Annotated in this window: 27 protein-coding genes; 26 read left to right on the top strand and 1 reads right to left on the bottom strand. The window is 59.7% G+C overall.

The features are described 5' to 3' along the window. Positions 1-13 precede the first annotated feature (13 nt). The 4 genes from Q1A44_RS12885 (at position 14) to Q1A44_RS12900 (ending at position 4,330) form a co-directional block, all read left to right on the top strand. Positions 14-1,957, top strand: a complete 1,944-nt coding sequence (locus Q1A44_RS12885) for an acetyl/propionyl/methylcrotonyl-CoA carboxylase subunit alpha (RefSeq protein ID WP_299625549.1) — start codon at positions 14-16, stop codon at positions 1,955-1,957. Continuing rightward, positions 1,954-2,619, top strand: coding sequence for a glutathione S-transferase family protein (locus tag Q1A44_RS12890; RefSeq protein WP_299625552.1), 666 nt, complete (start codon positions 1,954-1,956; stop codon positions 2,617-2,619). The genes Q1A44_RS12885 and Q1A44_RS12890 overlap by 4 nt, the downstream gene beginning before the upstream one ends. Continuing rightward, entirely contained in the window at positions 2,620-3,471 is an 852-nt protein-coding gene (locus Q1A44_RS12895) for a hydroxymethylglutaryl-CoA lyase (RefSeq protein ID WP_299625555.1), read from the top strand. 76 nt (positions 3,472-3,547) lie between these two features. Further along, a complete protein-coding gene (locus Q1A44_RS12900; protein ID WP_299625558.1) occupies positions 3,548-4,330 on the top strand; it encodes a crotonase/enoyl-CoA hydratase family protein in 783 nt (260 codons plus the stop codon). Here Q1A44_RS12900 and Q1A44_RS12905 read toward each other — a convergent pair. Beyond that, entirely contained in the window at positions 4,327-5,196 is an 870-nt protein-coding gene (locus Q1A44_RS12905) for a LysR family transcriptional regulator (protein WP_299625561.1), read from the bottom strand. The genes Q1A44_RS12900 and Q1A44_RS12905 overlap by 4 nt on opposite strands. A 105-nt stretch (positions 5,197-5,301) precedes the next feature. On the opposite strand from Q1A44_RS12905, the gene Q1A44_RS12910 reads away from it, so the two are divergent. The 22 genes from Q1A44_RS12910 (at position 5,302) to nuoI (ending at position 20,097) form a co-directional block, all read left to right on the top strand. Beyond that, positions 5,302-5,583, top strand: a complete 282-nt coding sequence (locus Q1A44_RS12910; protein ID WP_299625564.1) for a DUF1330 domain-containing protein — start codon at positions 5,302-5,304, stop codon at positions 5,581-5,583. 240 nt (positions 5,584-5,823) lie between these two features. Next, the gene (locus Q1A44_RS12915) at positions 5,824-6,570 is read left to right on the top strand and encodes a GAF domain-containing protein (RefSeq protein WP_299625567.1); all 747 of its coding nucleotides are present in this window, start codon (positions 5,824-5,826) and stop codon (positions 6,568-6,570) included. A gap of 159 nt (positions 6,571-6,729) precedes the next feature. Then, entirely contained in the window at positions 6,730-7,095 is a 366-nt protein-coding gene (locus Q1A44_RS12920) for an NADH-quinone oxidoreductase subunit A (RefSeq protein ID WP_299625570.1), read from the top strand. After that, on the top strand, positions 7,086-7,631 hold the full coding sequence (locus tag Q1A44_RS12925; protein WP_299625573.1) for an NADH-quinone oxidoreductase subunit B family protein: 546 nt from the start codon (positions 7,086-7,088) through the stop codon (positions 7,629-7,631). The genes Q1A44_RS12920 and Q1A44_RS12925 overlap by 10 nt, the downstream gene beginning before the upstream one ends. 36 nt (positions 7,632-7,667) lie before the next feature. After that, a complete protein-coding gene (locus Q1A44_RS12930) occupies positions 7,668-8,276 on the top strand; it encodes an NADH-quinone oxidoreductase subunit C (RefSeq protein ID WP_299625576.1) in 609 nt (202 codons plus the stop codon). Next, positions 8,276-8,452, top strand: a complete 177-nt coding sequence (locus tag Q1A44_RS12935; RefSeq protein WP_299625579.1) for a hypothetical protein — start codon at positions 8,276-8,278, stop codon at positions 8,450-8,452. The genes Q1A44_RS12930 and Q1A44_RS12935 overlap by 1 nt, the downstream gene beginning before the upstream one ends. Then, positions 8,452-8,868, top strand: coding sequence for a hypothetical protein (locus Q1A44_RS12940; RefSeq protein ID WP_299625582.1), 417 nt, complete (start codon positions 8,452-8,454; stop codon positions 8,866-8,868). The genes Q1A44_RS12935 and Q1A44_RS12940 overlap by 1 nt, the downstream gene beginning before the upstream one ends. Beyond that, positions 8,868-10,082: an NADH-quinone oxidoreductase subunit D gene (locus Q1A44_RS12945; RefSeq protein ID WP_299625585.1), complete on the top strand. Its 1,215-nt coding sequence runs from the start codon at positions 8,868-8,870 to the stop codon at positions 10,080-10,082. Before Q1A44_RS12940 ends, Q1A44_RS12945 begins: the two co-directional genes overlap by 1 nt. Further along, positions 10,079-10,513: a hypothetical protein gene (locus Q1A44_RS12950; protein ID WP_299625587.1), complete on the top strand. Its 435-nt coding sequence runs from the start codon at positions 10,079-10,081 to the stop codon at positions 10,511-10,513. Before Q1A44_RS12945 ends, Q1A44_RS12950 begins: the two co-directional genes overlap by 4 nt. A 74-nt stretch (positions 10,514-10,587) precedes the next feature. After that, positions 10,588-11,712: an NADH-quinone oxidoreductase subunit NuoE gene (gene nuoE, locus Q1A44_RS12955; RefSeq protein ID WP_299625590.1), complete on the top strand. Its 1,125-nt coding sequence runs from the start codon at positions 10,588-10,590 to the stop codon at positions 11,710-11,712. A gap of 48 nt (positions 11,713-11,760) precedes the next feature. Then, positions 11,761-12,492 carry a hypothetical protein gene (locus Q1A44_RS12960; protein WP_299625593.1) on the top strand — a complete coding sequence of 244 codons (732 nt, stop codon included), beginning with the start codon at positions 11,761-11,763 and terminating at the stop codon, positions 12,490-12,492. Between the two features lie 9 nt (positions 12,493-12,501). Continuing rightward, complete coding sequence (locus Q1A44_RS12965; protein WP_299625596.1) at positions 12,502-12,726, top strand: DUF5337 domain-containing protein; 225 nt, start codon at positions 12,502-12,504, stop codon at positions 12,724-12,726. Positions 12,727-12,732: 6 nt separating this feature from the next. Continuing rightward, positions 12,733-14,010, top strand: coding sequence for an NADH-quinone oxidoreductase subunit NuoF (nuoF, locus tag Q1A44_RS12970; RefSeq protein WP_299625599.1), 1,278 nt, complete (start codon positions 12,733-12,735; stop codon positions 14,008-14,010). A gap of 278 nt (positions 14,011-14,288) precedes the next feature. Next, positions 14,289-14,564, top strand: coding sequence for a hypothetical protein (locus Q1A44_RS12975; protein ID WP_299625602.1), 276 nt, complete (start codon positions 14,289-14,291; stop codon positions 14,562-14,564). Continuing rightward, positions 14,564-15,019, top strand: a complete 456-nt coding sequence (locus Q1A44_RS12980; protein ID WP_299625605.1) for a DUF3291 domain-containing protein — start codon at positions 14,564-14,566, stop codon at positions 15,017-15,019. Before Q1A44_RS12975 ends, Q1A44_RS12980 begins: the two co-directional genes overlap by 1 nt. A gap of 48 nt (positions 15,020-15,067) precedes the next feature. Next, positions 15,068-15,439: a hypothetical protein gene (locus Q1A44_RS12985; RefSeq protein ID WP_299625608.1), complete on the top strand. Its 372-nt coding sequence runs from the start codon at positions 15,068-15,070 to the stop codon at positions 15,437-15,439. A 123-nt stretch (positions 15,440-15,562) separates the two neighbouring features. Continuing rightward, positions 15,563-15,961 carry a DUF5333 domain-containing protein gene (locus Q1A44_RS12990; protein ID WP_299625611.1) on the top strand — a complete coding sequence of 133 codons (399 nt, stop codon included), beginning with the start codon at positions 15,563-15,565 and terminating at the stop codon, positions 15,959-15,961. A 4-nt stretch (positions 15,962-15,965) separates the two neighbouring features. Next, positions 15,966-17,984, top strand: a complete 2,019-nt coding sequence (gene nuoG / locus Q1A44_RS12995; RefSeq protein WP_299625614.1) for an NADH-quinone oxidoreductase subunit NuoG — start codon at positions 15,966-15,968, stop codon at positions 17,982-17,984. 32 nt (positions 17,985-18,016) lie between these two features. Next, a complete protein-coding gene (locus Q1A44_RS13000; protein WP_299625617.1) occupies positions 18,017-18,361 on the top strand; it encodes a hypothetical protein in 345 nt (114 codons plus the stop codon). A 6-nt stretch (positions 18,362-18,367) separates the two neighbouring features. Beyond that, entirely contained in the window at positions 18,368-19,405 is a 1,038-nt protein-coding gene (gene nuoH, locus Q1A44_RS13005; protein ID WP_299625620.1) for an NADH-quinone oxidoreductase subunit NuoH, read from the top strand. Position 19,406: 1 nt separating this feature from the next. Then, positions 19,407-19,601, top strand: coding sequence for a hypothetical protein (locus tag Q1A44_RS13010; protein ID WP_299625622.1), 195 nt, complete (start codon positions 19,407-19,409; stop codon positions 19,599-19,601). A 1-nt stretch (position 19,602) separates the two neighbouring features. Further along, positions 19,603-20,097, top strand: a complete 495-nt coding sequence (nuoI, locus tag Q1A44_RS13015; RefSeq protein WP_299625625.1) for an NADH-quinone oxidoreductase subunit NuoI — start codon at positions 19,603-19,605, stop codon at positions 20,095-20,097. Positions 20,098-20,111 lie beyond the last annotated feature (14 nt).

The following is a 20,111-nucleotide window of genomic DNA, read 5'->3' on the forward strand; positions in this document are numbered from 1 at the left end:
AGCGAGGTCGCCCATGTTTGACACTATTCTGATCGCCAACCGGGGCGAAATTGCCTGCCGGGTCATGCAAACCGCCCAAGCCATGGGGGTGAGATGCGTCGCCGTCTATTCGGATGCCGATGCGCAAGCCAAACATGTCGCGATGGCCGATGCGGCGGTTCATATCGGCGGATCGGCCCCTGCCGACAGTTACTTGCGCGGCGATGTGATCGTTCAGGCGGCCCTTGATACGGGTGCGCAGGCGATCCATCCGGGCTATGGATTTCTGTCCGAAAACCCGGACTTTGTCGACGTGGTCACGGGGGCGGGTTTGACATTCATCGGCCCGTCAGCCAACGCGATCCGCGCCATGGGCCTCAAGGATGCCGCCAAGGCGCTCATGGTCGAGGCCGGCGTGCCGGTTGTGCCAGGCTATCACGGGTCGGATCAGTCGGATGATCTGTTGGCCGCCGAGGCGGACAAGATCGGGTATCCGGTGCTGATCAAGGCCGTGGCAGGTGGCGGCGGCAAGGGCATGCGCCTGGTCGAAGACGCCGCCGGTTTTGCCGCAGCACTGGACAGCGCCCGCAGCGAGGCGCGCACAGCGTTCGGCAATGCCGATGTGCTGGTTGAAAAATTCGTGAGCCAACCGCGCCATATCGAGGTGCAGGTCTTTGGCGATGGCACCCGCGCTGTGCATCTGTTTGAACGCGACTGTTCCCTGCAACGGCGCCACCAAAAGGTGATCGAAGAAGCCCCGGCACCTGGAATGACCGACCAGATGCGCGCAGCGATGGGCGACGCCGCGGTCAAGGCGGCGCAAGCTATCGGCTATGCAGGGGCAGGGACTGTAGAGTTCATCGTGGATGGCTCGGGCCCGCTGCGCCCCGACGGTTTTTTCTTCATGGAGATGAACACGCGGTTGCAGGTCGAACACCCGGTGACCGAAGCGATCACCGGCGTCGATCTGGTCGAATGGCAATTGCGGGTGGCGGCAGGCGAAGCATTGCCCGCAACTCAGGACGATCTGTCCATCACCGGCCATGCGTTTGAGGCGCGGCTTTACGCCGAAGATGTGCCCGCGGGCTTTTTGCCCGCCACTGGCACGCTGAGCCATCTGCATTTTCCCGCCTTTGCGCGGGCCGATAGCGGTGTGCGTGCAGGTGACGAGATCAGTCCATTTTATGACCCCATGATTGCCAAAGTGATCGTGCACGGGCCTACGCGGGCGGTTGCCCTTTCGCGCCTGTCTCAGGCCCTCGTGGGCACGCAAGTGGCAGGCACTGTGACCAATTTGGCGTTTCTCGGGGCGCTGGCGGAGCATGATGGTTTTAGCAAGGGTCACGTCGATACCGGGCTGATCGCGCGCGATCTTGAAGTGTTGACAACACCCGCACCCGTCTTGCCGCGCCATGCGGTTGCGGCGGCGATGGCTGTCGCGGGCTTGACGACGACTGCACCCCTGTCGGGCTTTCATCTTTGGCAACCCTTGCGCCGCGCGGTGCCATTGGCGCGCGAGGGCGAAGCGCTTGATATTGTCGTCGAAGTGCTGGCGCCTGATCAACACTGCTGGACTGTGGACGGGGATCAAGTATCGGCTGAATGCCGTCAGGGTCGTTGGTTGATTGATGGGGTGCCCGCGTCGGACGTCGCGGTTGCGGGTGGGGTCGTAACCGTCTTTGACGGCTATGGCATCCGCTTTGACGTCGTGGACCCGCTGGATGTGGCCGCCGGGGCCGTAGGCGATGGCAATGTCATCGAAGCGCCCATGCCGGGCCTCGTCAAAGCGATGTTTGCAAACCCGGGCGACACAGTTTGCAAAGGGGATCGGTTGGCCATTCTGGAAGCCATGAAGATGGAGCACGCCTTGCTGGCCGCCCGTGACGGGATCGTGGCCGAAGTCATGGCGCAAGAGGGGGATCAGGTGAGCGCAGGCGCGGCCCTTGTTCGGCTCGAAGATTCAGGGGACGGGGCATGATCAGGCTGCATCATTGTCCGCAATCACGCTCTATGCGGACGCTTTGGCTGCTGCACGAGCTGGACGTCGATTTCCGCGTTGTCATACACCCGTTCGACAAGTCCCTCCGCCGTCCCGAATACCTGAGCCTTAGTCCTGCGGGGCGTGTGCCCGCTCTTGAGATCGAGGGCGAGCGGATGTTCGAGACCGGTGCAATCACCGAATATCTTTGCGAAAGGTTTAGCCCCGACCGGTTGGGCCGCAGCACTGGCAGCCCGGACCGGATGGCCTGGCTGGTCTGGGTGCATTTTGCCGAAACCATCAGCCAACACGCCGCAGCCCTGACCCAGCAACATGTGGTCCTTTACACGGATGAAATGCGCAGCCCGACGGTGATGAAGCTGGAAGCCGCACGCCTCGCCAAATGCTATGATGCGCTGGAGGCGCGGCTGTCGACGCCGGTGGAAAACCGGGATTATTTGCTGACGTCGGGGTTTTCTGCTGCGGATGTCTCAGTGGGGCAGGCAGTCTATATGGCGCGTCATTTTCGCGGGTTGGACGGCCACCCGGAGGTCGCCAAATGGTACACCCGCATCACCGAACGGCCGGCCTTTCAGGCCAGTTTGCCGATGGACAGCGAGCGCCTTTATGCCCAAGACTTCTATCCAGCATGGGAGGATTGAATGGCAGGTGCAGTCGAGATTTTCGAAGTGGGTCCGCGCGACGGCCTGCAAAACGAGCCGGGTGAGATATCGGTGGCCGACAAGGTTGCGCTTGTCGATGTGCTGAGCGATGCGGGTTTTGGCCGGATCGAATGTGCCAGTTTCGTGAACCCCAAACGGGTGCCCCAGATGGCAGGCAGCGCAGAGGTGCTGGCGGGTATCACACGTGCGCCCGGCGTGCGCTATGCCGCTCTGACGCCCAATATGCGCGGGTTCGAGGACGCGCGGGCGGCTGGAGCGGATGAGATTTCCGTCTTTGGATCCGCGAGCGAAGGGTTTTCCAAGGCCAATATCAACGCCTCCATCGAGGAATCGCTTGAGCGGTTTGCGCCCGTGATCGAAGCGGCGCGGGCCATTGATCTGCCGGTGCGGGGCTATGTGTCTTGCGTGGTCGAGTGTCCCTATGACGGGGTCGTTGATCCGACAGCCGTTGCGCGGGTGGCAGACAGGCTCTTTGCCATGGGATGCTACGAGATCAGTCTGGGTGACACGCTGGGACGCGGAACACCTGATGCTATCGCACGGATGCTGTTGGCCGTGCGCGACGTGGTACCTGTTGGACGGTTGGCGGGCCATTACCATGACACCGATGGCAGAGCCCTAGATAATATAGATGCCTCGCTCAGCCTTGGTATGCGGGTGTTTGACGCCGCTGTGGGCGGTCTGGGCGGATGCCCGTTTGCGCCGGGAGCTGCGGGCAATGTGGCGACCGAGGCGGTTGACGAACATTTGACGCGGCTGGGCTATGAGACGGGCCTCTCACCGGAAAAGATCGCGAAGGCCGCTGATATAGCGCGGGCGCTACGACACTGAGCGGGCGGAAACCGACACGGTTTCCGGGCCGATTTCCGCGCCGGAAATCGCCACCGCCCGCAGGAAAGGGAGCGTTATGTTCGACACGATTTCTATCTCGACCGATGCACGTGGCGTGGCGACGCTCACTTTGAATCGCCCTGAAAAACACAATGCGCTCAGCGCCCAGATGTTGGCAGAGCTGACCCAGGCCGCCGCTGATCTGGGGGCGAATGATGGTGTGCGCGTTGTGGTTCTGACAGGGGCGGGCAAAAGTTTTTGCGCCGGTGGCGATCTGGGTTGGATGCGCGAACAGATGCATGCGGATGCAGAGACCCGCGCCCGCGAGGCGGCAAAACTGGCCCATATGCTGCAAGCCCTCAACACAATGCCCAAGCCGCTGATCGGGGCACTACAAGGCAACGCCTTTGGCGGTGGTGTCGGCATGGCCTCGATTTGCGACGTGGCCATTGGCGTGGATCATCTGCGCATGGGTCTGACCGAAACGCGACTGGGCATCATCCCGGCAACCATTGGCCCCTACGTCTTGGCCCGAATGGGCGAGGGACGCGCGCGCCGGATCTTCATGTCGGCCCGCTTGTTCGATGCGTCAGAGGCTGTCGATCTGGGCCTCTTGGCCCGTTCCGTGCCCGGCGACGCGTTGGCCGAGGCGATCGAGGCAGAGGTTGCGCCCTATCTGACCTGCGCGCCCGGTGCCGTGGCAGCCGCCAAGGCTTTGGCCCGCCAGTTGGGTCCGCGCATAGATGCTGAAACGATTGAAATGACAATTCAGGCCCTCAAATCCCGCTGGGAAACAGAAGAGGCCGCCGAGGGCATCGGCGCGTTTTTTGACAAACGCAAAGCGGCTTGGATGCCCTAATCCCCCAGAAACGCAGGCCGCATTGACCGCATCGCCGTCCACACAAAATCTGTGAAGGCTGCAATGCGTGGAACATGCCGCATGTCGGAATGGGTCAGAATCCAGATCGGCGTATAGGGCTGTAGTGGAATGCCCGGCACGCGGATCAGCTCGGAGTCGCTATCCCCCAAAAAACAAGGCAGGCGAGACGCCCCGATGCCCGCCCGCAGCGCACCGAGCATCGCCACCATATCGTCAAGATGCATTGCGATACGCATGTTGGGATAGGCCGCTTCGACCGCAGCACCTGGCCTTTGCCAATGCAGGAACCGAATCCATTCCAACCTTTGATCAGGATCTGCCTGCAACTGTGCGACATAGCTATGACTTGCATAAACGGCCGCGCGCTGTTCAGCGACCTTGCGGCCAAAAAGGTCCGGGTCGGGATCGTTTGAAATGCGAATGGCCACATCTGCTTCGCGGTGGGCCAGGTTCAACGGCGCGTTTGCCCCAAGCGCGGTGACCTGCACATCCGGATAGGCGGCGGCAAAGTCGCGCAGGACAGGTGCGAGCGTATACTGAATCAGCAATTGCGGTGCCGTGATTGTCAACGGACCACTGATCATGGCGTCACGTGCGGCGATGGCGCGGGTCAGGGCGGCGTGACGCGCTTCGATATCTTCGGCGGCGCGGGCCGCGTCTTGGCCCGCCTCGGTCGGCACGTACCCGGTCAATCGGCGGTCAAAGAGCGGGGTGCCAAGGCTGTCTTCTGCGGCCGTAATCCGGCGCGCGACCGTAGCGTGGTTCACCCCCAAGGCCCGGGCCGCACCACTCAACCCGCCTTGGCGCACAGTTTCGAGCACATATCGCAGATCGTCCCAGTTCATTGCGTACCCTGATCGTTTTTGCACAGCCAGCCCGCATCTATCATCAGTTATCGCTCAGGGATAGAGCCAGTACATTTGCCTCAGCACGTCAGAAAGGACCCTGCGATGACCACTCATGCTGTTGTACTGCTCAAAGTGAGCAATCCCGAAACCCTTGCGCTGTATCGTGAAAAGGCCGCCGAAGCATTGGCCCGCCACGGTGGTTCGGTTGTGCAAGCCTCGCCAGAGCCAAGCGTGTTGGAAGGCACCGCGCCCACACCCGATATGATGGCGCTTTTGCAATTCCCGGACAGAGCGGCGGCGCAAGCCTGGAAGGCTGATCCGGATTTGCAGGATATCCATGCCTTGCGGATGGGGATCGGTGCGTCAGACATTTTGTTGCTTTGAGCCAGGCACACACTTCCCTGATGCGTCGTGCGAATGTCGTGCGGCGTTTTTTTGTGTCTGGATTCAACTTGTGGCGGGATATTTCGCTAAAATGAAAGGGCTTTGGTAATTTAATTTTGATTTTTGATCCCCTGGGGTTATTTTATTTCGTATATAATTTGTTTCTGTTTCTCAGTCGGTACAAACAGCGCGCTTTATGGGACCGGACGGATGACGCATTATTCAATTGATTTCAGCAATATGGCTGAGTTCTCAGCTCTTGCGCACTCGGTTCAGGCCGCATTGAATTGCAAAGGTTGCCTGATCAGCATCGTGCACGAGGATGCATTGGTCGCTCTGGGACGCCCGCCAGAGGTCAATACCGCCGCCAACCGCGCCGTATCGGCCCGCGACCTGATTTGTGCCCATACGGTCCGCCAAGGCGCGCCCGTGCGCGTGGCCGACATTGCAAAAGACCTCGCCCTGCGAAACACCCCCGCTGTCGCCGCGCTGGGGATCGGGGCCTATGTCGGTGTACCCTTGCGGCTGGAAAGTGGCGAGGTCGTGGGCGCGATGTGCGGCCTGTCTTCTGAGCCGCGATTGTGGACCCAGGGCGAGGTGGAATACATGCTGGCGGTTGCCGACCTGGCCGAAAGCAAGATCGAACGCCACATCCTGCGTTTCGAACAAAGGGCGCTCAGTGCGGCATTGGCTGAAACCGATGCGATATTGTCCGTGCTTGCGGAATTGCGCGACCGCGCGTTGACGGTACAAAATACAGATGGCGACCTGGTCTTTGCCAATCTGGCAGTGCGCAGCCAACTGGGCCTGAGTTACCTCGACGTTATGCGTTTGCCGCCGCGTGTCGCGGCTGTGCTGGAAGAGGGCCATCCAGAGGCCGAAATGACACTAACTGTGCCGGGACGGGGGGCAATCCGCGTGCTTGTACGGGTGTCGCCGGTCAAGAGCGGGTTGATATTGGCAGACTGGACTGTGCTCAATTCCTGAGCGGGTGACAAAGCTGCGTCAAAAACAACCATGTTTTTGCGTCACTTCCGGCCTTTGCCTTTATTGACCCTGCCGGGTCAGAGGCGTAAACCGGTGCGCAGTCAGCCTTGCCAGTTGACCGCATGCGCGGGCCTGCCGCGCAACACTGAAGGAGCCATCATGGAAGAGATGCTGCGGGAGTACCTCCCCATTCTCGTTTTTCTGGCCGTCGCCATCGGCCTCGGCCTTGTCCTGATCCTTGCCGCTGTGATCGTTGCGGTCCGCAATCCGGACCCCGAAAAAGTCAGCGCCTATGAATGCGGGTTCAACGCCTTTGACGATGCCCGGATGAAGTTTGATGTTCGGTTTTATCTGGTGTCGATCCTGTTCATCATCTTTGACCTCGAAATTGCTTTCCTGTTCCCTTGGGCCGTCGCCTTTCAGGACATCAGCATGGTTGGGTTCTGGTCGATGATGGTCTTTCTTGGGGTCCTGACCATCGGCTTTGCCTATGAGTGGAAGAAGGGGGCACTGGAATGGCAGTAACAGACGCAGGGTCCTTTGGTCCCGCCGTTGCAGGCGGTGACAAGGACCACGCCACGCAGGCCCTGAATGCGGAGTTGCAGGACAAGGGTTTCCTGCTGACCTCGACCGATGACATCATCAACTGGGCGCGCACAGGGTCGCTGCACTGGATGACCTTTGGTCTGGCCTGCTGCGCGGTCGAAATGATGCACACCGCCATGCCCCGCTATGACATGGAGCGGTTCGGCACAGCGCCCCGCGCCTCCCCCCGTCAGTCCGACCTGATGATTGTTGCGGGCACGCTGACCAACAAAATGGCGCCCGCCCTGCGCAAGGTCTACGACCAGATGCCGGAGCCGCGCTACGTGATCTCGATGGGGTCCTGCGCCAATGGCGGCGGGTACTATCACTACAGCTATTCCGTGGTGCGCGGCTGCGACCGCATCGTGCCGGTGGACGTCTATGTGCCGGGTTGCCCGCCCACGGCCGAGGCGCTGCTTTATGGCATCATGCAATTGCAGCGCAAAATGCGCCGGACCGGGACGATTGTCCGTTAAGCGCCGCGCGCAAGAATAGTCCTACAAGGAGCGACTATGACCGAAGCACTAAACGAACTCGGCACTTACGTCGAAGCCAAGCGCCCCGATTGCGTGCTGGCCTGGGATGTGAGTCAAGGCGAGCTGAACGTGGATGTGGCGCCTTCCAGCATCACGGGGCTGGTTGAGTTTTTGAAGACGGACGCGACCTGCAAATTCTCGACCCTCGTGGATATCACGGCGGTGGACTACACCGGCCGGGCCAAGCGCTTTGACGTCGTTTACCATTTCCTGTCGATGTACCAGAACCATCGCATCCGCCTGCGTGTGTCGATCCGCGAGGATGAAATGGTGCCCTCGATCACCGACGTACACCCTTCGGCCAACTGGTTTGAGCGGGAAGTGTTCGATATGTTCGGCATCCTGTTTTCCGGTCACCCGGACCTGCGCCGCATCCTCACCGATTACGGCTTTCGCGGCCATCCGCTGCGCAAGGATTTCCCGACCACGGGCTATACCGAAGTGCGCTATGACGAGGTGGAAAAGCGGGTGGTTTATGAACCCGTTTCGCTGGTCCAGGAATACCGCCAGTTCGACTTCATGTCTCCCTGGGAAGGGGCCGAATATATCCTGCCCGGCGATGAGAAAGACGCGGGGAAAAGCTGATGGACGGTGTGCTTTGGTGGGTTTTGATCGCAGCAGCGAGCATCATCCCGATGTTCAAGCTGTTACCGCATTTCGGGTTCCACAAGTATTACGCAGTGTTCTGCATTCTGCCGGTCGGGACGATCATTCTGCTGTGGCTCATGGCGATCAAGCTGCAAGAGATGGAGAAGCGGTGATGCCTGGTTTCGCCAATTTCCCGACAGCGTTTTTCGATGGTTTTTACGCGGCTGAAGCATGGATTCTGATGTTCTTGGCCGTTGGAGCTTTATTTGCTTTGGCGCACTTCTGTGATGAACGCTATTCAAAAGGGACCCGCCTAAAGTGTCGGCTCTGGGGTTATGGTTTGTTGGGTTTGATCAGCATGACGAGCATCTCAAAGGGCGGCCCTCTGCAACTCAACGAAGTCTCTGCCGGTTTTTTGATGTCCCCAATCGCATACGTTATGGGTGTGGCTCTTGTCGGCTGCGCAATCGCTTATTGCGGGGGGATGCTCATGCGATCAATACTCTCCAACTTTCCGCCCGAAGCCGAACGAAACGACTCTGACGGCATACCGTGTGCCGGTCTCACAACGAAGAAGTGGAGAAGCTAATGGACGGTTCCAAAGGTTTCGAAGACGCCCTGACGGGCGAACAGAAAATCCGCAACTTTAACATCAACTTTGGCCCGCAACACCCTGCGGCGCATGGGGTTTTGCGGCTGGTGCTAGAGCTTGACGGCGAGATCGTGGAACGCTGCGACCCGCATATCGGCCTGTTGCACCGTGGCACCGAAAAGCTGATGGAAAGCCGGACGTATCTGCAAAACCTGCCCTATTTCGACCGGCTCGACTACGTTGCCCCGATGAACCAGGAACATGCCTGGTGTCTGGCCATTGAAAAGCTGACAGGCGTGCAAGTGCCCCGCCGCGCCTCACTGATCCGCGTGCTCTACTGCGAAATCGGGCGCATTCTGAACCACATTCTGAACGTGACCACGCAGGCCCTCGATGTGGGCGCGCTGACCCCGCCGCTCTGGGGCTTTGAAGAGCGTGAAAAGCTGATGATCTTTTACGAGCGGGCCTGCGGTGCGCGTCTGCACGCGGCGTATTTCCGCCCCGGTGGCGTGCATCAGGACCTGCCGGATGACCTGATCGACGATATCGAACAATGGGCCCACGAGTTTCCGAACGTGCTGGCCGATATCGACGGGCTGCTGACCGAAAACCGCATCTTTAAACAGCGTAACGCCGACATCGGCGTGGTGACCGAGGAAGACATTCAAAACTATGCCTTCTCTGGTGTGATGGTGCGCGGATCGGGCCTGGCCTGGGACTTGCGCCGTGCGCAACCCTATGAATGCTATGACGAATTCGACTTCCAGATCCCTGTGGGCAAGAATGGCGACTGCTATGACCGCTACCTGTGCCGCATGGAAGAAATGCGCCAATCGGTGAGCATCATCAAACAGGCCATTGCCAAGCTGCGCGATTGTCCTGGTGACGTTCTGGCCCGGGGCAAGATCACGCCGCCGTCGCGCTCGGACATGAAAACCTCGATGGAAAGCCTAATCCACCACTTCAAGCTTTATACCGAAGGGTTCCACGTGCCTGCGGGCGAGGTCTATGTCGCTGTCGAGGCCCCCAAGGGTGAGTTCGGTGTCTATCTGGTGGCGGACGGGTCGAACAAACCCTACCGCTGTAAGATCCGTGCCCCCGGCTTCCCGCATTTGCAAGCCATGGACTACATCAGCACCGGCCACCAACTGGCTGATGTTGCTGCCATTATCGGCACCATGGACGTTGTCTTCGGGGAGATTGACCGGTGAAACGGTTGACAGCATCCTTGGTGGTTCTTTTGGCTGGCACCGTGCACGCGGCTGCCAGTGAACCGGCTTGCGGTCCGTCCCCGTTTTCTGACGAATACCGCGCCTATTCCGCCTGCACGATCGACAGCGATTGCGACGCCTCTGCGAAATACCCGGTCATCGACGCCCGCAATGCGTTCTTGCGTGCGCAGGCCACAGCCGTCTTGTGCACCTTGTTCGATGGGCAAGAGCGCCGGTTCGACGACATGGTCGGGGATTTGCAGCGCAGCGTGACCGAATGTCGGAAAGACGAGGCGCTCAACACTCTGATACCATTGACCTATTCCTATCTGGGATTGAGGGCGTTGTCCGTTGAAGACCGCAGGTTTGAGCGCAGAAACGGGCTTGTTGGTCTGGGTGAGCGCACGGACCGTCTGGAACGCCGATGCTGATCCTGCGCGCCAAACATACATACTTCCAAGAGGCGGGACATTGGCACGCCTCACCAAAAGGGTTCAACTGATCCATGCTACGTCGACTTCACGCTGAACAACCCGACAGCTTTGCCTTTACCCCCGCCAACCAGGCCTGGGCCGAAGCGCAGATCACCAAATATCCCGAAGGCCGTCAGGCGTCGGCCATCATCCCGCTGCTGTGGCGTGCCCAAGAGCAGGAGGGGTGGTTGACACGCCCGGCAATCGAGGCCGTTTGCACCATGCTCGATATGGCGTTCATCCGGGGCCTTGAGGTGGCGTCTTTCTACTTCATGTTCCAACTGCAACCTGTTGGCTCTGTTGCCCATATTCAGGTCTGTGGAACCACGTCCTGCATGATCTGCGGGGCCGAAGATCTGGTGGCCGTCTGCAAGGAAAAGATCGCCAAGAAGCCGCATCAGTTGAGCGCAGATGGCAAGTTCAGCTGGGAAGAAGTGGAGTGCCTGGGGTCTTGCACCAACGCGCCCATGGCCCAGATCGGCAAGGATTATTATGAAGATCTGACCGCTGCGCGCATGGGCGAGCTGATCGATGCGCTTGCTGCTGGCGAGGTGCCGACGCCGGGGCCTCAGAATGGCCGGTATGCGGCGGAGCCTTTGGGCGGTCTGACGACCCTCAAGGATTTCGACAGCGGGCACACGAAATATAACGCCTCCGTCCAACTGGCGACGGATATTGGCGACACGGTCAAGCGCATCGACGGCACCGAAGTGCCCCTGATCGCGCCATGGCAGGGCAAAGCTGCCAATGCATCGGCCAAGCCCAAAGCCTCTGCAAAAAGCAAAAAGCCGGTCAACAAGACACCCCCGACTGATGCGGTTTCCGCAGCCAAACCAGACACCCCTGTGGTTGCCGACGGGCCGGGCACCAAGCCTGAGACTCTGGACGCGGCCCGCGGTGGCAAGGCGGATGATCTCAAGATGATCAAAGGCGTCGGCCCCAAGATGGAAAACCTGCTGCATGAACTTGGCTTTTTCCACTTTGATCAGGTCGCGGCCTGGACGGCGGACGAAGTTGCATGGGTCGATCAGAACCTCAAAGGTTTCAAGGGGCGCGTCAGCCGTGACAATTGGGTCACGCAGGCCAAGGCCCTCGCCACCGGTGCCGAGACAGAATTTTCCAAACGTGCGAAAAAAGACGGTATGTATGACGAGTAAGTGATCGTGAACACGGGAGAGGGACACGAGATGGACAACAATCAAGGAATGATGAGCTGCGCAATCGGCACCTGGGCCGTGGCATTGCTCGCGGGCGTGTTGGCGGCGGTGTTGCTGATGGTGCTTGGCGGCTGGAGCTTTATGCAGGCGGCGTTCATCGGCGCGGTTCTTTTCGTCGTTGCAGGTGCTCTGATCAGTTTCATCCTGTGTCGTCCCTTGCCCCCGATCGGTACGGCAACCATTGGCACGGCTGAGGAGGAAACACCCGCGCCGAAGCCTGCCGCAGCAAAGCCAGCGGCGGCGTCCGCACCGGCCGTCACAGAGGCCGAAGTCAAACCGTCCAAACCGCTACCCGGGCAAGAGGACCTTGCCGCGCGCAAAGGCGAGTGGAAATACGAGGGTGAGGCTGCAACACCGGCCCCAGCCAAGAAACCACCTGCGAAAAAGGCACCCGCCAAATCGGCCGCACCTGCGCCTGCAGCCGAAGGCCCCGGCACCAAGCCCGAAACACTGAGCGCGGCCCGTGACGGTGGCCCGGACGATCTGAAACAGATCAAGGGCGTGGGGCCCAAGCTTGAGGCGCTGTTGCATTCGATGGGTTTTTACCACTTTGATCAGGTCGGCAACTGGGGTGCGGACGAGGTCGCGTGGGTCGATCAGAACCTGCAAGGCTTCAAGGGCCGCGTGAGCCGCGACAACTGGGTCGAACAGGCGAAAATTCTGGCCGAAGGCGGAACCACCGAGTTCTCGTCCAAGGTCAAGAAAGGCGGCGTTTACTAACGCCGACACATGATGACGCAAGATCCGGGTTCATCCAACAAGGCAGGCCAGCGACTGGCGCTGGTCATTGCCGGGGTTGGGCTGCTCTGGGTTTGTGCGAATATTGCGGGGTCTTATCTGGGCTGGTCCAATCGGACGCGCGCCCTGTTTGATCTTGCGGCCCTGGCCGGTTTCGCCTGGGCGTTTTGGATTGCAATTGGGATCTGGCGGGACCGCCAGAGTGACAAGGATTAAGTGCGCATGCTTGCTGACAAGGATCGGATCTTTACCAACCTTTATGGGATGCACGACCGGACGCTGAAGGGCGCCCAGGCCCGTGGCCATTGGGATGGCACCGACAAGTTGATCCAGAAGGGCCGCGATTGGGTCGTTCAGGAGATGAAAGACAGCGGGCTGCGTGGCCGTGGCGGCGCGGGCTTTCCCACTGGTCTGAAGTGGTCTTTCATGCCCAAGGAAAGCGATGGGCGTCCTGCGTATCTCGTTGTGAATGCCGACGAATCGGAGCCGGGCACCTGCAAGGATCGCGAGATCATGCGCCACGATCCCCATACACTGATCGAGGGGTGCCTGATTGCGTCCTTCGCGATGAATGCGCATGCCTGCTACATCTACATTCGTGGCGAATACATCCGCGAGAAAGAGGCGCTGCAGGCGGCCATCGACGAGGCCTATGATGCCGGTCTGGTTGGCCCGAATGCGGCTGGTTCCGGCTGGGATTTCGACATCTACCTGCACCACGGGGCAGGGGCCTATATCTGCGGTGAAGAGACGGCGTTGCTAGAATCGCTTGAGGGCAAAAAAGGCATGCCTCGGATGAAGCCGCCGTTTCCGGCGGGCGCGGGCCTTTATGGCTGCCCGACCACAGTGAACAATGTGGAATCCATTGCTGTCGTCCCTACGATCCTGCGGCGCGGTGCGTCCTGGTTTTCCGGCTTTGGCCGTCCGAACAATGCGGGCACGAAACTCTTTGCCGTCTCGGGTCATGTGAACAACCCGTGTGTCGTCGAAGAGGCCATGTCGATTTCCTTTGAAGAGCTGATCGACAAGCATTGTGGCGGAATCAGGGGCGGTTGGGATAACCTCAAGGCCGTGATCCCCGGCGGATCGTCGGTGCCTTGTGTGACGGGCGAGAACATGCGCGACGCGATCATGGATTTCGATGCGTTGAAGGAAAAAGGGTCAAGCCTCGGCACCGCCGCGGTCATCGTGATGGACGAAAGCACCGACATCATCAAAGCGATCTGGCGGTTGTCCAAGTTCTACAAGCACGAGTCTTGCGGTCAATGTACGCCTTGCCGCGAGGGCACAGGCTGGATGATGCGCGTGATGGACCGTCTGGTGCGCGGCGAGGCAGAGGTCGAGGAGATCGACATGCTGCTGGACGTCACCAAGCAGGTCGAAGGGCATACAATCTGTGCTTTGGGCGATGCGGCCGCCTGGCCAATCCAGGGTTTGATCAAGAATTTCCGGGGCGAGATCGAGGATCGGATCAGGCACAAGCGGATCGCTGCGGAGTAAACGTTGGTTTCCAAAGCACCGATGCCGCCGCACCATGGAACATGTTCCATCTGTGGGCACGAAAACGGTCTGACCTTTGGCGAGGCTGTGCGGTGTGCGCGATGCAAGGTGTCTTTCCGTGCGGACGGGTCTGTTAAACCGGACCCTCGACCTGCGACCGTTCCGTTTGTGATGTCGATTGTTTTGCTTGCGATTGCTGCGATCACTCTTTTGACGTTTCTCGATCTAAAAGGCCTCCTTTAGTGTGACGCCCTCAGTTTCGATCCGGGAGAATGCAATTGGATAGCTTTTACCTCCTTGCCACCGCTATTCTGTTTGGCCTGTCCCTCTATACCCTTGCGCGCGCGGATGGGTGGGGCAAGGCTGCCAGCATCGGTCTGGCGATTTGCGTATTCGCGTTGCCCGCATTTATCCTGATCTTGTTCTTTCGCTTTGGGGTGTCGGGCTTTGTTGCGCAAACGCTGCTGGGGGTCGCCTCTATTGGCGTCATGGTTGTGCTCTTTGCGCTGGCTAAATCCGTGGCCAACAGGCTGCGCACGAAAGACGACGTTTGATGCCCCTCGCTGAATTCAACATCGGCACCCTGAAATACGACTGGGACGATCCGCGGGTGGCGGACTTTCAGAACAACCTTGATCGCGTCTATGACATTGCGCGCCGCAGCCCCGGTTACATCTGGCATATGGAAACCGAGGATATGGAGGCGGCGCAGCTTGATCTGGGTGGCCCGTTGGGAGGCAATCCTCGCACCGCCTCGACTTTGTCAGTCTGGCAGGATGTCGCCAGCTTTCGCCACTTTGTCTTTCAGACCGTGCACAAGCAGTTTTATGATCGCAAGGCCGAGTGGTACGATCTGGACCAGCAAGGCACGCGGCTGGTGATGTGGTGGGTGCCGAAGGGGCATATCCCAACTGTGGCTGAGGCGATGGAGCGCTTTCATCATCTTGGGAACCATGGCAATAGTGACCACGCCTTTGGCTGGGCCCACTTGCAAGATGCGCCGAACTGACGCATCCAAGGGCCACGCGGCGCAAGAACGGCGGTGGAGAAGACCAAGATGACCAAGACCAAATCCCTCACCCTGAACGACGCGCGGCCGGCCTTGCTGACCGGCGCGTTGCTGATCGCGGCCCTGCTGCTGACCGCCTGTGCCGAACGGCGGGCGGACAAGGTGGCCTTTGACGGGGTGTTCTTCCGCTCGACCGCAAGCAAGGTGGACAAGCAGCGCGACGTGTTCGAGGTGACGGTGTCACCCGCGTCTTCTTCCATCGAAGGCGCGCGCGAGGCGGGTCGCTATGAGGCGACGCGCTACTGTATCGAGAACTTCGGAACCTCCGCCGTGGACTGGACTGAAGGGCCTGATGCCGAGGATGGAACCCTGCGCATCGCCAATGATCGCCTGATTTTGACCGGCACCTGCACCCCCTGACCTGAACACGATGTGCAATCGCGGCATTTTGGTGCTGGCGTGCCCGGGAACGGCTTGATATTGCATATCAGAACAATGCTTTCCCACATAACGCGGCAATGGCGTACAAGGTGGAGAGATGTGATGCGCGCAATGACTATGGCAATTCTTCTTGGCATGACGGCAGGGGCAGCCCTGGCCAAACCGCATTTGCGGGATGTGCCCGAGATTGACGGCACCATTTTGGCTGTCGGCATCGCGGACGAAATCCGCAACAATTGCCCCAGCATATCGGCCCGGATGGTCAAGGCGGTACTGTTGGTCAACGGCCTCAAGGGGCGTGCCCGTGATCTGGGTTATTCCGACGACGAGATAGACGCTTACCGCAAATCCGATGTGGAAAAGAGCCGCCTTTTGGCCAAGCGTGCCGCCTATTTGGCGGCTGCGGGTGTGCAAAGTGACGCGCCCGAAACCTATTGCTTGCTTGGCCAGGCAGAGATTGAAAAAGAGAGCCAGATTGGCGCTTTATTGAGGATGAACTGACGCAATGAGCAACACCCGCAAGATCATCATCGACGACAAAGAGGTAGAGGTCGATCCGGCCCTGACCCTGATCCAGGCTTGTGAAGAAGCCGGGATCGAAATCCCGCGCTTTTGCTATCACGAGCGTCTGTCGATTGCGGGTAACTGCCGTATGTGTCTGGTCGAGGTTGTGGGCGGTCCGCCAAAACCCGCCGCCTCGTGCGCCATGCAGGTCAAGGATTTGCGCCCCGGTCCCGAGGGCGCGCCCCCGGTTGTCAAAACGAACTCGCCCATGGTCAAAAAGGCCCGTGAGGGGGTCATGGAATTCCTGCTCATCAACCACCCGCTGGATTGCCCGATTTGCGATCAGGGCGGCGAATGTGACTTGCAGGATCAGGCAATGGCCTACGGGGTGGATTTCTCGCGCTTCCGCGAGCCCAAACGCGCCGTGGATGATCTGGACCTTGGCCCCCTTGTCGAGACCCACATGACCCGCTGCATCTCCTGCACCCGTTGTGTGCGCTTCACGACCGAAGTCGCAGGGATCACACAGATGGGCCAGACCGGTCGGGGTGAAGACAGCGAGATCACGTCCTACTTGGGTGAAACCCTCGATTCGAACCTGCAAGGCAACATCATTGATCTTTGCCCGGTGGGTGCGCTGGTGTCGAAACCCTATGCTTTCACGGCCCGTCCGTGGGAGCTGACCAAGACCGAAAGCGTGGATGTGATGGATGCCCTTGGCTCCTCCATCCGCGTGGACACCAAGGGCCGCGAAGTCATGCGGTTCCTGCCGCTGAACCATGACGGCACCAACGAGGAATGGATTTCGGACAAGACCCGGTTCGTCTGGGACGGCTTGCGCCGCCAGCGTCTGGACAAGCCCTATGTCCGCGAAAATGGCAAGCTGCGCCCCGCCACATGGCCCGAAGCTTTGGGCAAGGCGGCGGAGGCTATCAAAGGTGCGTCGAACCTGGCCGGTCTCGTTGGCGATCTGGCCCCGGTCGAGGCCGCCTTTGCACTGAAGCAACTGATCGAAGGGCAGGGCGGGATCGTCGAGTGCCGGACCGATGGGGCCAAACTGCCGTCGGGCAACCGCGCGGCCTACGTCGGCACGGCGGCAATTGAAGATATCGACACCGCCGAGGCCATCATGCTGATTGGCTCCAATCCTCGCGTCGAAGCGCCCGTGTTGAACGCCCGCATCCGCAAGGCATGGACGCAAGGGGCGAATGTGGGCGTGATCGGCGAGGCGGTCGACCTGACTTATGAGTACAACCACATCGGCACTGGCAGCGACACGATCACCGAGCTGTTGGGCCGTGACCATTCTGCCGTGGCGGAAAAGCCGTCGCTGATCATCGTCGGCCAGGGCGCATTGACGCGTGGCGACGGCGCCGCCGTGCTGGCCGCGGCACAGGCGCTGGCCGAAAGCACCAAGTCGGGGCTGTTGATCCTGCACACCGCTGCGGGCCGCGTGGGCGCGATGGATGTGGGGGCCACAAACCCAGATGCGATGGCAGCCGTGGATGGCGCTGACGTCATATATAACCTCGGCGCAGACGAGATTGACATCGCGGCGGGCGCTTTCGTGATCTACCAGGGCAGCCATGGCGACCGTGGCGCGCACCGCGCCGACGTGATCCTGCCTGGGGCCGCCTATACCGAAGAGCCTGGCCTGTTCGTCAACACCGAAGGACGTCCGCAGCTGGCTGCCCGTGCCAGCTTTGCCCCCGGCGAGGCCAAGGAAAACTGGGCCATCCTGCGCGCGCTGTCGGGTGAAATGGGCGCGACATTGCCTTTCGACAATATCGGCGCGTTGCGCAGTGCCATTGTGGCAGCACACCCCCATCTGGGCGATATCGATATCGTGGCGGAAAATGCGGGCGAAGCGCTGGAGCAGGGCAAGATGGAAGGCGGCACGCTGACCACCACCATCACAGACTTTTATCTGACCAACCCCATCGCGCGGTCCAGCGAACTTATGGCCGAACTGAGTGCTGGCGTCAAAGCACGCGCAAACGGAGCCTTGGCCGCTGAATGAAGGCCGCATGGCTCATAACCTGCATGCCTTTGATGGCCTGTGAACCTGTGCCCACGGCAGAGCAGTTCATCCCCGATTACCGAGGCGTGGATACCACGTTGCTGTCTGACGATCTGGTGCAGTTCAACGTGGAAATGACCAATGCGCTCAGTGCGCAGGACGTGTCGAATTATGCGGAATGTGCCGCAGCAGGCTACACCCTGATCCGGGGGTGGGGATTTGCGCGTCATTTGCGCACAAATGTAGACGAAGAGGCTGGCGTGTGGAAAGCAGATGCTGTTTACACCATCTCGCCAGCCCTGCCGCGTGGATTGCGGACCATTGACGCCGAAGTCGTGGCCGCAGCCTGTGCGGAGAAGGGAATACCGACGGTGTGAGGACTTATGGCTGATTTCTTTACCACTCCTGGCGGCATTGCCGTCCTGATCCTCGCCCAGGTGCTCGCGGTTGTGGCGTTTGTCATGATTTCGCTGCTGTTCCTGGTCTATGGCGATCGCAAAATCTGGGCCGCTGTGCAGATGCGCCGGGGCCCCAACGTGGTGGGCACCTTTGGCCTGCTGCAAACCGTAGCGGACGCTCTGAAATATGTGGTCAAAGAGGTGGTGGTGCCCGCAGGCGCTGACAAGACCGTCTTTATGCTCGCGCCCATGACCAGTTTCGTGCTGGCGATGGTCGCCTGGGCCGTGATCCCCTTCAACGAAGGCTGGGTCCTTTCGGACATTAACGTGGCCATTCTGTACGTTTTCGCCATTTCCTCGCTTGAGGTTTACGGCGTGATCATGGGCGGATGGGCCTCGAACTCCAAATATCCGTTCCTTGGGTCTTTGCGCTCCGCTGCGCAAATGATCTCCTATGAGGTCAGCATTGGCTTGATCATCATCGGTGTTATCCTGTCCACAGGGTCCATGAATTTTGGTGCCATCGTGAATGCCCAAGACACCGGATACGGGTTCTTTGGCTGGTATTGGCTGCCGCATCTGCCGATGGTCTTCTTGTTCTTTATCAGTGCCTTGGCGGAAACCAACCGGCCCCCGTTCGACTTGCCAGAGGCGGAGAGCGAACTGGTGGCGGGTTATCAGGTCGAATATTCCTCCACGCCCTTCCTGCTGTTCATGGCCGGTGAATATATTGCCATCTTCCTGATGTGTGCGCTGATGAGCCTGTTGTTCTTTGGTGGCTGGCTGTCGCCTATCCCGGGCCTGCCTGACGGCGTGCTTTGGATGGTGGCCAAGATGGCGTTCTTCTTCTTCCTCTTTGCGATGGTGAAGGCGATCACGCCCCGCTACCGCTATGACCAGCTTATGCGTCTGGGGTGGAAAGTGTTCTTGCCCTTCTCGCTCTTCTGGGTCGTGTTCGTGGCCTTTGCGGCCAAGTTCGACTGGTTCGGTGGCATCTATGCCCGTTGGGCGTTGGGGGGCTGAGATGAAACTGGCCGACGCTATCAAAACGACAAGCGCCCACGATCTGGCGGATCTGACGGCCTTTGTGGTGTCTGAATGCGAGATGGTCACCCAGGACACTGATGGCAAAATGGTCGACATCAATAATGACGACGTGGTGCGGGCGATCAAGGCCTGGGCCTATATGAACCTCAATGATGGCAAGCAGGGGGACTGACATGACACAGATCGACTATGGACGTGCCGCGAAATATTTTCTGCTTCATGACTTCTGGGTCGGGATGAAGCTGGGGATGAAATATTTCTTTGCCCCCAAGGCCACGTTGAACTACCCCCATGAAAAGGGGCCTTTGTCGCCACGCTTTCGCGGTGAACACGCGCTTCGCCGGTATCCCAATGGTGAAGAGCGGTGCATCGCATGCAAGCTGTGCGAAGCGGTCTGCCCGGCGCAGGCCATCACCATCGATGCCGAACCCCGCGAGGACGGCAGCCGCCGCACCACGCGCTATGACATTGATATGACCAAGTGCATCTATTGCGGCTTCTGCCAGGAGGCGTGTCCGGTAGATGCGATCGTGGAAGGTCCGAATTTCGAATTCAGCACCGAGACCCGCGAAGAGTTGTATTACGATAAAGATAAACTGCTGGCCAATGGCGAGCGATGGGAAGCCGAGATTGCGCGCAATCTCGAAATTGATGCCCCGTATCGGTAAGGGCAGGGAACCAA

Origin of the sequence: uncultured Tateyamaria sp. (genome assembly GCF_947503705.1) — a bacterium.
Classification (GTDB): Bacteria; Pseudomonadota; Alphaproteobacteria; order Rhodobacterales; family Rhodobacteraceae; genus Tateyamaria.

Coding starts and splice junctions, on each gene's coding strand:
- Q1A44_RS12885 (WP_299625549.1), top strand. CDS start 14: ATGTTTGACACTATTCTGATCGCCAACCGGGGCGAAATTGCCTGCCGG.
- Q1A44_RS12890 (WP_299625552.1), top strand. CDS start 1,954: ATGATCAGGCTGCATCATTGTCCGCAATCACGCTCTATGCGGACGCTT.
- Q1A44_RS12895 (WP_299625555.1), top strand. CDS start 2,620: ATGGCAGGTGCAGTCGAGATTTTCGAAGTGGGTCCGCGCGACGGCCTG.
- Q1A44_RS12900 (WP_299625558.1), top strand. CDS start 3,548: ATGTTCGACACGATTTCTATCTCGACCGATGCACGTGGCGTGGCGACG.
- Q1A44_RS12905 (WP_299625561.1), bottom strand. CDS start 5,196: ATGAACTGGGACGATCTGCGATATGTGCTCGAAACTGTGCGCCAAGGC.
- Q1A44_RS12910 (WP_299625564.1), top strand. CDS start 5,302: ATGACCACTCATGCTGTTGTACTGCTCAAAGTGAGCAATCCCGAAACC.
- Q1A44_RS12915 (WP_299625567.1), top strand. CDS start 5,824: ATGGCTGAGTTCTCAGCTCTTGCGCACTCGGTTCAGGCCGCATTGAAT.
- Q1A44_RS12920 (WP_299625570.1), top strand. CDS start 6,730: ATGGAAGAGATGCTGCGGGAGTACCTCCCCATTCTCGTTTTTCTGGCC.
- Q1A44_RS12925 (WP_299625573.1), top strand. CDS start 7,086: ATGGCAGTAACAGACGCAGGGTCCTTTGGTCCCGCCGTTGCAGGCGGT.
- Q1A44_RS12930 (WP_299625576.1), top strand. CDS start 7,668: ATGACCGAAGCACTAAACGAACTCGGCACTTACGTCGAAGCCAAGCGC.
- Q1A44_RS12935 (WP_299625579.1), top strand. CDS start 8,276: ATGGACGGTGTGCTTTGGTGGGTTTTGATCGCAGCAGCGAGCATCATC.
- Q1A44_RS12940 (WP_299625582.1), top strand. CDS start 8,452: ATGCCTGGTTTCGCCAATTTCCCGACAGCGTTTTTCGATGGTTTTTAC.
- Q1A44_RS12945 (WP_299625585.1), top strand. CDS start 8,868: ATGGACGGTTCCAAAGGTTTCGAAGACGCCCTGACGGGCGAACAGAAA.
- nuoE (WP_299625590.1), top strand. CDS start 10,588: ATGCTACGTCGACTTCACGCTGAACAACCCGACAGCTTTGCCTTTACC.
- Q1A44_RS12960 (WP_299625593.1), top strand. CDS start 11,761: ATGATGAGCTGCGCAATCGGCACCTGGGCCGTGGCATTGCTCGCGGGC.
- Q1A44_RS12965 (WP_299625596.1), top strand. CDS start 12,502: ATGATGACGCAAGATCCGGGTTCATCCAACAAGGCAGGCCAGCGACTG.
- nuoF (WP_299625599.1), top strand. CDS start 12,733: ATGCTTGCTGACAAGGATCGGATCTTTACCAACCTTTATGGGATGCAC.
- Q1A44_RS12980 (WP_299625605.1), top strand. CDS start 14,564: ATGCCCCTCGCTGAATTCAACATCGGCACCCTGAAATACGACTGGGAC.
- Q1A44_RS12985 (WP_299625608.1), top strand. CDS start 15,068: ATGACCAAGACCAAATCCCTCACCCTGAACGACGCGCGGCCGGCCTTG.
- Q1A44_RS12990 (WP_299625611.1), top strand. CDS start 15,563: ATGCGCGCAATGACTATGGCAATTCTTCTTGGCATGACGGCAGGGGCA.
- nuoG (WP_299625614.1), top strand. CDS start 15,966: ATGAGCAACACCCGCAAGATCATCATCGACGACAAAGAGGTAGAGGTC.
- Q1A44_RS13000 (WP_299625617.1), top strand. CDS start 18,017: ATGGCCTGTGAACCTGTGCCCACGGCAGAGCAGTTCATCCCCGATTAC.
- nuoH (WP_299625620.1), top strand. CDS start 18,368: ATGGCTGATTTCTTTACCACTCCTGGCGGCATTGCCGTCCTGATCCTC.
- Q1A44_RS13010 (WP_299625622.1), top strand. CDS start 19,407: ATGAAACTGGCCGACGCTATCAAAACGACAAGCGCCCACGATCTGGCG.
- nuoI (WP_299625625.1), top strand. CDS start 19,603: ATGACACAGATCGACTATGGACGTGCCGCGAAATATTTTCTGCTTCAT.